At 57.5% G+C, this 8,061-nt stretch carries 8 protein-coding genes; 5 read left to right on the forward strand and 3 right to left on the reverse strand.

Annotated features, from left to right (window positions below; genetic code table 11):
* Nucleotides 1–380: 380 nt before the first annotated feature.
* Nucleotides 381–644: an ArsR/SmtB family transcription factor gene (locus ABVS03_RS11215; protein WP_368019172.1), complete on the reverse strand. Its 264-nt coding sequence runs from the start codon at nucleotides 642–644 to the stop codon at nucleotides 381–383.
* A 130-nt stretch (nucleotides 645–774) separates the two neighbouring features.
* On the opposite strand from ABVS03_RS11215, the gene ABVS03_RS11220 reads away from it, so the two are divergent.
* Genes ABVS03_RS11220 through ABVS03_RS11235 form a run of 4 tightly spaced genes read left to right on the forward strand, consistent with a single transcriptional unit; the run spans nucleotide 775 to nucleotide 2,992 of the window.
* On the forward strand, nucleotides 775–1,776 hold the full coding sequence (locus tag ABVS03_RS11220; protein WP_368019173.1) for a permease: 1,002 nt from the start codon (nucleotides 775–777) through the stop codon (nucleotides 1,774–1,776).
* A gap of 48 nt (nucleotides 1,777–1,824) precedes the next feature.
* Nucleotides 1,825–2,160, forward strand: a complete 336-nt coding sequence (locus tag ABVS03_RS11225) for a thioredoxin family protein (protein ID WP_368019174.1) — start codon at nucleotides 1,825–1,827, stop codon at nucleotides 2,158–2,160.
* An 8-nt stretch (nucleotides 2,161–2,168) separates the two neighbouring features.
* Entirely contained in the window at nucleotides 2,169–2,372 is a 204-nt protein-coding gene (locus ABVS03_RS11230; protein WP_108726748.1) for an acetyl-CoA carboxylase biotin carboxyl carrier protein subunit, read from the forward strand.
* Complete coding sequence (locus tag ABVS03_RS11235) at nucleotides 2,372–2,992, forward strand: lipoate--protein ligase family protein (RefSeq protein ID WP_108726747.1); 621 nt, start codon at nucleotides 2,372–2,374, stop codon at nucleotides 2,990–2,992. Before ABVS03_RS11230 ends, ABVS03_RS11235 begins: the two co-directional genes overlap by 1 nt.
* Nucleotides 2,993–3,557: 565 nt before the next feature.
* On the opposite strand, the gene ABVS03_RS11240 is transcribed toward ABVS03_RS11235, so the two are convergent.
* Nucleotides 3,558–5,897 carry a hypothetical protein gene (locus tag ABVS03_RS11240; protein ID WP_368019175.1) on the reverse strand — a complete coding sequence of 780 codons (2,340 nt, stop codon included), beginning with the start codon at nucleotides 5,895–5,897 and terminating at the stop codon, nucleotides 3,558–3,560.
* 314 nt (nucleotides 5,898–6,211) lie between these two features.
* Here ABVS03_RS11240 and ABVS03_RS11245 point away from each other — a divergent pair, with 314 nt between their 5' ends.
* On the forward strand, nucleotides 6,212–7,294 hold the full coding sequence (locus tag ABVS03_RS11245) for an IS1595 family transposase (RefSeq protein WP_052241584.1): 1,083 nt from the start codon (nucleotides 6,212–6,214) through the stop codon (nucleotides 7,292–7,294).
* Between the two features lie 71 nt (nucleotides 7,295–7,365).
* Here the strand turns inward: ABVS03_RS11245 and ABVS03_RS11250 are convergent, their stop codons facing one another.
* Nucleotides 7,366–7,860 (reverse strand): nucleotidyltransferase domain-containing protein, encoded by a 495-nt coding sequence (locus tag ABVS03_RS11250; protein WP_039689008.1) that lies wholly within the window; start codon nucleotides 7,858–7,860, stop codon nucleotides 7,366–7,368.
* Nucleotides 7,861–8,061: the final 201 nt, after the last annotated feature.

Consider the following 8,061-nt stretch of genomic DNA (forward strand, 5'->3'; position numbering starts at 1 on the left):
ATACGGAAAACGAACGTGGCGATACACGGCGATACTCAACGGCACAAAAGTGAGACAAAACTGCTCTGATAATAGAAACTCAAATGAAACTCAAGGGTGTTGAGTTTCATTTTTGTCCCAGTAGCAAAAAGGGCAGGGTAGAGCGGCCAAATCCTCCCCTTTTCAGGTGATCTGAAGCGGCATCACATGCAAGCCACCAGCGACAATTGCAAACCTATAGTTAAAAACTCTCTCCAGTTTGCTCCAGTTTGTCGCAGTTTGTTTTAGTTCGCCCAATTTATACCCAGTCTCAAAAATTGCCGAAAATCCATGGGGTCAAATTTGAGTCACGGATATCCATACAATTTTGGTCATTCTCTGGGGTCACGCTGGGTCACGGCCTAACCGGATATCCAATCGGAAAGGACGGCTGCCGTCTCGCGATTGGCGGAGTAGCGCATCCAGCGGCCGTCCTTGCGGCAGCTGACCAGCCCGGCGGCGCAGAGTTGCTTCACATGGTGGGAAAGGGTGGGCTGGGTGATGTCCATCTGCTCAAGAATCTTGCACGCGCAGATATCGTCCTTGTCCTTGATGGCCTGGTAGATGCGCAGGCGCGTGGGGTCGCCCAGCGCCTTGAACGCCGCCGCGAGGCTCTCGTTGTCCATGGTTTCCTCCTGTCTGTCTGGCAGCTTCAGTATATCACGCAAATTCATATATTGACATATATCTATGTGACTCCTATATTGTCGTCATAACATCGATATATATCGATACATCAATATGAAAGGAGTCCCAATGGAATCCATCGGAACGTTCATCTTGGACCAGGTGCTGAAGATGCAGTGGCTGAGCGAACTGATCGCCGCCTTGCTGGGCGCGCTAGGCATTGACGCAGCGGGCCAGTGGGGCGGCACGCTCCACTTCTTCATCTATGACACGGTGAAGATCGTCATCCTGCTGTGCGTGCTCATCTTCGCCATCAGCTACATCCAGAGCCACTTCCCGCCCGAGCGCAGCCGCAAGATCATGGGCCGCTTCAAGGGAATCTGGGGAAGTGTGGTGGGAGCACTGCTGGGAACGGTGACGCCGTTCTGCAGCTGCAGCTCGATCCCGCTGTTCATCGGGTTCACCCGCGCGGGCCTGCCCCTGGGCGTCACCTTCAGCTTCCTCATCAGCTCGCCCATGGTGGACCTGGGCAGCCTGGTGCTGATCATGAGCATCTTCGGCCCGGGCGTTGCCGTTGCCTACACGGTGGTTGGCCTGCTCATCGCCATCGCCGGCGGCACCATCATCCAGCGCATGGGCATGGAGGAGCACCTGGCCGACTTCGTCCGCGGCGACGCGCCGGCGGACGCCGAGCTCCTGTCCATGACCGTGGCCGAGCGCCTGGCCTATGCCCGCAAGGAGACCTGGGGCACGTTCAAGAAGGTGTTCCCGTACATCCTGCTGGGCGTGGGAATCGGCGCCTTCATCCACAACTGGATCCCCGCCGAGTGGATCGAGCTGGTCCTGGGCGACGGCAACCCCTTCGCCGTGGTGCTGGCCACCCTCGTCGGCGCGCCTATCTACGCCGACACATTCGGCGCCATCCCCATCGCCGAGGCCCTGTACTACAAGGGCACGGGCCTGGGCACGGTGCTGGCCTTCATGATGAGCGTCACCACGCTGTCCATCCCCAGCCTGACCATGCTCTCCCGCGTCATCAAGCCGAAGCTGATGGTGACGTTCTTGGGGCTGTGCATCGTCGGCATGTGCATAAGCGGCTACGTGTTCAACTTCCTGCAGCCGCTGTTCTAACCGGTTAGGAGCCCGCACGGTGCGGGCGCGTCGAAAGGAGAAATTGTCATGGGATTGTTCGGATTCGGAAAGAAGAAGGAAGAGAAGGCCGCCGTTCCCTGCGCGTGCAATGATGGCGCTCCGCAGATGAAGGCAGAGCCCTGCGGCTGCGGAGGCGCCCGCCAGGTGAAGGTGCTGGGGTCCGGCTGCTGCCACGAGCTGAACGAGAACGCCCAAGCGGCCATCGCCGAGCTGGGGCTCGAGGCGGAGCTTGAGTACATCACCGACATGGACCGCATCATGGGCTACGGCGCCATGAGCCTGCCTGCGCTGGTCGTTGACGGCAAGGTCGTGTCCGCTGGCATGGTGCTCACGCCGGCGGAAGTCGCAGCGTACTTGAGGTAGGAGGAACCATGGAGATCAGATCGACCCGAGGCAACGCGATACTTTTCTGGAAGGTCGCAGACGGCGATACCGTGGAGGCCGGGCAAGTAGTTGCTTCCCTCGAGCAGGGCAAGGGCACGATGGAGGTCGTGGCACCGTGCGCTGGAAAGATTGGCATTGCCTGCAAGGGCGGCATGGTGTCCGAGGGCCAGCTCCTGGCGACGGTGGGCTGATGCTGAACGTCGTGAAGAGCCCCTACCGCACCGCTTACGAGAACCTCGCCTTCGAGCAGGAGCTTCTTCGCACGGGCACGCCCTTCCTTTTCACCCACCGGGACGCCCCCTGCGTCTCAGTGGGCTTCAACCAAGACATTGAAGCGGAAGTCGACGCCGCACTTGCCAAGGAGCTGGGTGTCGACATCGTCCGGAGGCAAAGCGGCGGCGGGGCGGTCTACCGCGACGAGGGGTGCGTGGCATTCTCGATGGCGGTGCCGCGTGATTTCCTTCCGCGCGCCATGGAGGTTCCCGAGCGGGCCCTGATGGCCCTGGGCGTGCCGGCCGTCCGAAACGACCGCAACGACGTCTACGTCGCCGGTCGCAAGGTATGCGGATGCGCATGGCAAGACGCTGGCGACCTGGTCGTGTTCCACGGCAGCGTGTTGTTCGATGTTGACCTGGACGCGATGGATCGCCTGCTTGCCCCCGGCAAGAGGAAGTACTGCGGCACCGCCATGAGGTCTGTTTTCGCCCGCGTGAGGAACATCAAGGATTTGGTTCCGCAGATGACAGCTGACGAGTTCCAGGGAGCACTCGAGAGAGCGCTCCTCGCCTCCGTTTCCTTGGGTGCGATGTGATTTCCGCCGGTCTCTTTCACGTGCGCCTCCGTCAGCTCCCTGACCGTGAGAAGCCTAGGGGGTGCGATCGTAATAAGAAAACCCCAGTTAAACTGGGGTTTTCTTATTGCACAAAGCCTATACGGGCTACTTTCACTCTATAGTTGAAAACTTTCTCCAGTTTGTCCCAGTTTGTCGCAGTTTGTTCTAGTGAATCCTATTTACACCCAGTCTCAAAAATCGACGTTTGGGCATGCGGTCAAATTTAGGTCACGGTTTTTCGGAGTGCCCGAGGCTTTTTCGTGGGTCACGTGAGGTCGCGAATAGCACCTAGTTCTTGGGTCCAGTCTTATGTTCGTTTAAGCAGACTTCAGGCGACATTGCACCGTGCGGCTACACATTTGATAGAATCTCCCCAGTCAATCATCGGAGGACAATTAGCGCAAGTGGCTTACATATGATGTCACCAACCTGCACGTTTGCAAAATGATTTGGACATTGTTCGTTTGGAATAATCGCAAGTGGCTTGGTGCTAATCGGTTATGAGTTTCAAATGTCCCCATTGGGACAATTTGTCCCGGTCGAGCTAATCCAGCAATTTCCTTGAATCTTGCAGTTTCTCGAGAGCCTTTTCGCAACGCTCCATGCACTTCAAGCTTTTCTTCATTTGGGAGATAAGCTTTTTGTCTTGACCGTTTTCCTTATTCGACAGCTTCTCGATTTCGGCGCGTAGCTCCTCTGCGCAGTTCTGCATTCCTTGTTGCGCTAGAGAGGCGATGTCGTAGCGTCCGTATTTCTTGACGGCGATCTCGGAGCAGAACGCTAGAAGCTTGGAACATTCGCTTTGCACGAAAGACTCGGACGATTGCACGGCAACGCTCGCCGCCGTGGTTACACCTGATCCCGCGAGGCCAAGAAGTGCGCCGCCTCCAGTAAGAATCGCGGTTCCGCCAGCCATGCCCATGCCGCCAACTGCAAGCGAGCCTCCTCCGACGAAAGCCAGGCTGGCGCTAGTCAATGCTGCACCTGAGAGCCCGACAACCGCATCGCCTGCGATGAGCACTGCAATTTCAGGAGCGAAGAATAATGCGCCTCCTGCAGTCGCCGCGGTGACCGCAAGCGTCGCTACCGCTGCAGCAGCCACCCTTTTTCGATTGCCGGTTATCGTTCCGATCGCATGCGTGTATGCCTTTTGAATTGCCTTCACATCGGTGCTGTCAATGTAGTTCTGCCCCTTGCAGAAAACGTCGCCAAGGTAGTCGGTCTTGACCTTGAGTTTCTTATAAGGCTTGTTCTCTTCGAGACCTAGCTGGTAGTAAGGCGTAAATCTAGATAGCTCGAGAACCAGCAGGTCAATCCAGGAGCGGTCTTCGACATCGTTGGAGATCTCTTCCATTAAATCGAATGCTTGCCTGCCGCTGCGGATGAAGAATTCATCTCTGGCCACATCCAGGGATTCGCAGACGGTGGCCTCCCATTCGTCCTTCCATCTTGTTTTCACTAGCGCCAGATCCGCCTTCTTCGTGCTCAGGATGTCAAAGGCCACCATCATCGACTGGAAGGAGTACAGGAGCCTGGTTTGGTCAGAGTTGAGCGTCAAGAATCGATATTTTGCGGAAAGCCTCTGAAGCTCCTGTTCCCTTAGTTGCTTCTGCCTCTCATGTTCGGCCATCGCTTTCTTGTACACAGTTGCGACGTCTTCCTTGATGTATTTGGCGTCAAAGAAGCAAGCGACGGCGAACCTTCCGATGCCGGGATAGTTGATGTTCAGGAAGAACGCTTTGGCGAATGCGGCCTTGTTTCCCTTAGAAGCTATCCCTGCCTTAATAGCGCTGCCAGCGGAATTGACTGCTAGGAACGTGCCGCTGGAAACGGTGCACATCCTCGTAAGGGCCCTGTTGTTGATCGGCAGAAAGCCCTTCGGATCCAATCGGTCGAGCTCCGCAAACGAAGCTATGCGCTTCGTTTTTATCTCCGAAGCAAGTCTCGAGACGGTGTAGAAAACGCGGACGACGACTTCGTTTGCAAGAACGAAAAGGGACTGCTCCAGCAATTGCGTGGCCAAGCCCATCTCCGTCCTGAAGTCGAAGCGGACAGGCTTTCCTTCCGAATCCTTGAAGTAGGTGCCATTGAACAGCTTGGAGACCCATTTCGAGAACGAGATCTCGCTTTCCTTGTAGTTGACCTTAACGTTCTTGAACAGCGGCGTGGAAGAAAGCTCTTTTAGCATGGACAGAATGGGCCCCGGGATGCCGGTTCCCTTGCCGGCCTTTTGGTTCGACCCGTCTATGTCGCTGACAAGGTGGAACAGCCAATTGAACGTACCGATGGCGATCTTCTCGGGGACGTTCTTCCCTACAAGGGCGTTTTCGGGGAACAGCAGCTTGATGAAGTTGCCGTCCGTGTCGGTGCCGTAGCCCGTGCCCGTAAATTGGCCGAGGATGGAGAAGAAGAGGCCGAGAACGGTAGGATGGTGTGAGAAATCTCGAAGGTGGTGCTGAAGCCCTCCTCCGAACTCAGGGGTAAGCTTGTCCTGAGGAATTGGGAATTTGTCTTCCAAGAACTTGATTGCCTTGGCCAGGACTTCGGTGCTGCATCTGCCGTCCTTGTCGAATATGGCCTTATCGTTCGGAAGGTCGCAGCCGAAGGCCCTCGCTGCGTCTATGACAATCTTGTCGGCTTCCTTACCACCGATCTTCGCTGCCTCTTCGACAGAAAGAGGCTTTCCGAGAAACACGCTGAGCAGCCCGGTCAGCAAGCCGCTTCCTGCGGCGATCCCATAGTCCAGCCTACTCGCCTTGTCTACCGCGTCGTCGAATTCGAATTCCAGGGCTTCGAAGGAATCGAGAATCGAAAGCTCATCGGAGGCTGGGCTTATGTCGAGTGTGCCGGCACTCGATACCGGGATGATTTCAAAATTGCTCATGTGCGGTCTTTCTCTTAGCGATGCGCTTTACACATCTCATCAATTATCCCACCTTTAATAACCGCCTTAGGAACATTCAGCTATATGGAGGAACTCTGGGACAATTTGTCCCAACTGATCTCCTTAGAATCCCTCCCACTGCTGTTTGGTTGCTAAACGGAATCTTACAGATGACATTCTAAATTTACGTTTGCAAGCACCATGTCCATTAGGACCGTTGTGTTAGACCGCTTTGGATAAGTGTCCTATGCACAGTACACGCAGCAGGACCCCCAATTGCGACAATTCCATCATCAGGAAAGATGGAGGTTGCAATGGAAGACGTGCTCACCCAGCTGACGAGGCAGTTCCTCCCGCAGATGACGGCTGCCGAGAAGAGCAGGGCCCTGAGATCGCTCAAGGCGCTGATAGACGCGGAGCTTTTCGACCTCGCGGCAAGCGAGGGGGCGGAAGACGATCCCGACAGAGCCTGCCCCTGGTGCGGCTCCCCGCATTACGTGAAGAGGGGGCGAGACGGGCGCGGCCGTCAGCGGTTCCTCTGCCGAGGGTGCGCCAGGACCTTCACCGACGCCACCATGCGCATCTTCTCCACCACCAAGCTCGACAGGTCGGCCTGGATGAGGTTCGCGGAGTGCCACGTGGACATGCTCCCGCTGCGCGAGTCGGCGGAAAAGTGCGGCGTGTGCCTCAAGACGGCGTTCTTCATGCGCCACAGGCTGCTCGAGGCCATGGCCAAGCGCATGCCCGCCTTCCGCGTGGAGGCCGGCGGCGGGGCCGAGCTCGACGAGTGCTTCTTCAGGGAGAGCTTCAAGGGAAACCGCTCCAGGTCGGAGTCCGGCGTGCCCAGGAAGCCCCGCGCAAGGTCGCAGGGAACCGACGGGCACGAGAAGATATGCGTGCTCACCGGCATCAACGACGCCGGCGACATCTTCTACGAGATCGCGGGGAGGGGCGGCCTCGACGAGGCGGCAGCCAGGGAGCTGCTCGCCGACAAGCTCGCGGTCGGCGCGATAATCTCGACGGACCGTGCGCACGTGTACCGCCGCGTCCTGCCCGCCCTCGGCGTCGGCGAGCACATCGCCAGCAAGAGGGAGGAGCACGCCATCAACAGGGTGAACAGCCTCCACTCCCAGATGAGGCACTTCATCGGCAGGTTCCGGGGCGTCTCCACGAGACGCCTCGAGAACTACCTCGCCTGGTTCAAGTGGACGTGGTGCTTCAAGGTCCGCAGGAGCGCGGACGAGCTCGCCGAGCTCATAGTGAGGCAGGCGGCCCGCGGCACGTACGAGAAGACCTGGCGCCAGTACAAGGTGACCCCCTATCCGTTCTACGAGTACTGGATCAAGCAGGCGAAATGGGACTCGCGTGCGCGGAGGGCCATATACGGCGTGGCTTGATGTCCAGGGCGGTCTGGCGCAGCGCATCTGCGGCAAGCGCTGAAGTCGTGACCCGATGCAAAAAGCAACAGCTAGCGATATTCTTCGGGAACGTCGAAACCGTACTCACGGCATAGGAGCATGACATCGTGGACGTCGTGCTCGTCATGCTGATAGCCCAAGTGAAACAACAGCTGGCTTTCGGGGTCGATGCACGACACCTCCACCTCGCCGATGCGCCCCCTCCCCGAAAAGACCTCCCCGGGAAAACGATCTCCCTGATACAGAATATCGCCATTCTCGGCGAAATCGAAGCAATGCAGGTCGACGATGCGCCCCGCCTCGTCTTGCCACACCGTGTGATCTTCGGTGGTGAAAGATGCAGCCACCTCGGAAAACCCCTCATCAGCAATTAGATCCACGAACCTTTGGTAATCCCCGCGCTGAACGAACAGGTCGATGTCGTTATGAGCCCTGGTCTCACGCCCGACAAGCGCATCGACGCCCCAGCCGCCATCAAGGTATACGCCAATGCCCGCACCTGCGGAAAGGCCGATTATCCAACACGCATCATCCTTGGTGACCATAGGAGCTCCTTCGCTTTCGCCTGCTATTTAAGCATGAAAGATTATAGCAAAAGTCCCAGTATCCAAAGTGGTCTCATATGTCCCGAACCCCGTCAAGCGGCACGGCATCCCATGTCCGCAAGGCCTGAGCCTCCCGGACCTGCAGGGAGATCCCTTCCGCTGCCGAATGCCCCTGGAAGCGCGTCCTGTCCCCATGAGACC

Origin of the sequence: Olsenella sp. AGMB03486, assembly GCF_040884255.1 — a bacterium.
GTDB lineage: Bacteria > Actinomycetota > Coriobacteriia > Coriobacteriales > Atopobiaceae > Olsenella_L > Olsenella_L kribbiana.

Bases quoted from the DNA above. Each gene is read 5' to 3' on its own strand.
- ABVS03_RS11230 (WP_108726748.1), top strand. From the start codon at position 2,169: ATGGAGATCAGATCGACCCGAGGCAACGCGATACTTTTCTGGAAGGTC.
- ABVS03_RS11215 (WP_368019172.1), bottom strand. From the start codon at position 644: ATGGACAACGAGAGCCTCGCGGCGGCGTTCAAGGCGCTGGGCGACCCC.
- ABVS03_RS11220 (WP_368019173.1), top strand. From the start codon at position 775: ATGGAATCCATCGGAACGTTCATCTTGGACCAGGTGCTGAAGATGCAG.
- ABVS03_RS11235 (WP_108726747.1), top strand. From the start codon at position 2,372: ATGCTGAACGTCGTGAAGAGCCCCTACCGCACCGCTTACGAGAACCTC.
- ABVS03_RS11245 (WP_052241584.1), top strand. From the start codon at position 6,212: ATGGAAGACGTGCTCACCCAGCTGACGAGGCAGTTCCTCCCGCAGATG.
- ABVS03_RS11225 (WP_368019174.1), top strand. From the start codon at position 1,825: ATGGGATTGTTCGGATTCGGAAAGAAGAAGGAAGAGAAGGCCGCCGTT.
- ABVS03_RS11240 (WP_368019175.1), bottom strand. From the start codon at position 5,897: ATGAGCAATTTTGAAATCATCCCGGTATCGAGTGCCGGCACACTCGAC.
- ABVS03_RS11250 (WP_039689008.1), bottom strand. From the start codon at position 7,860: ATGGTCACCAAGGATGATGCGTGTTGGATAATCGGCCTTTCCGCAGGT.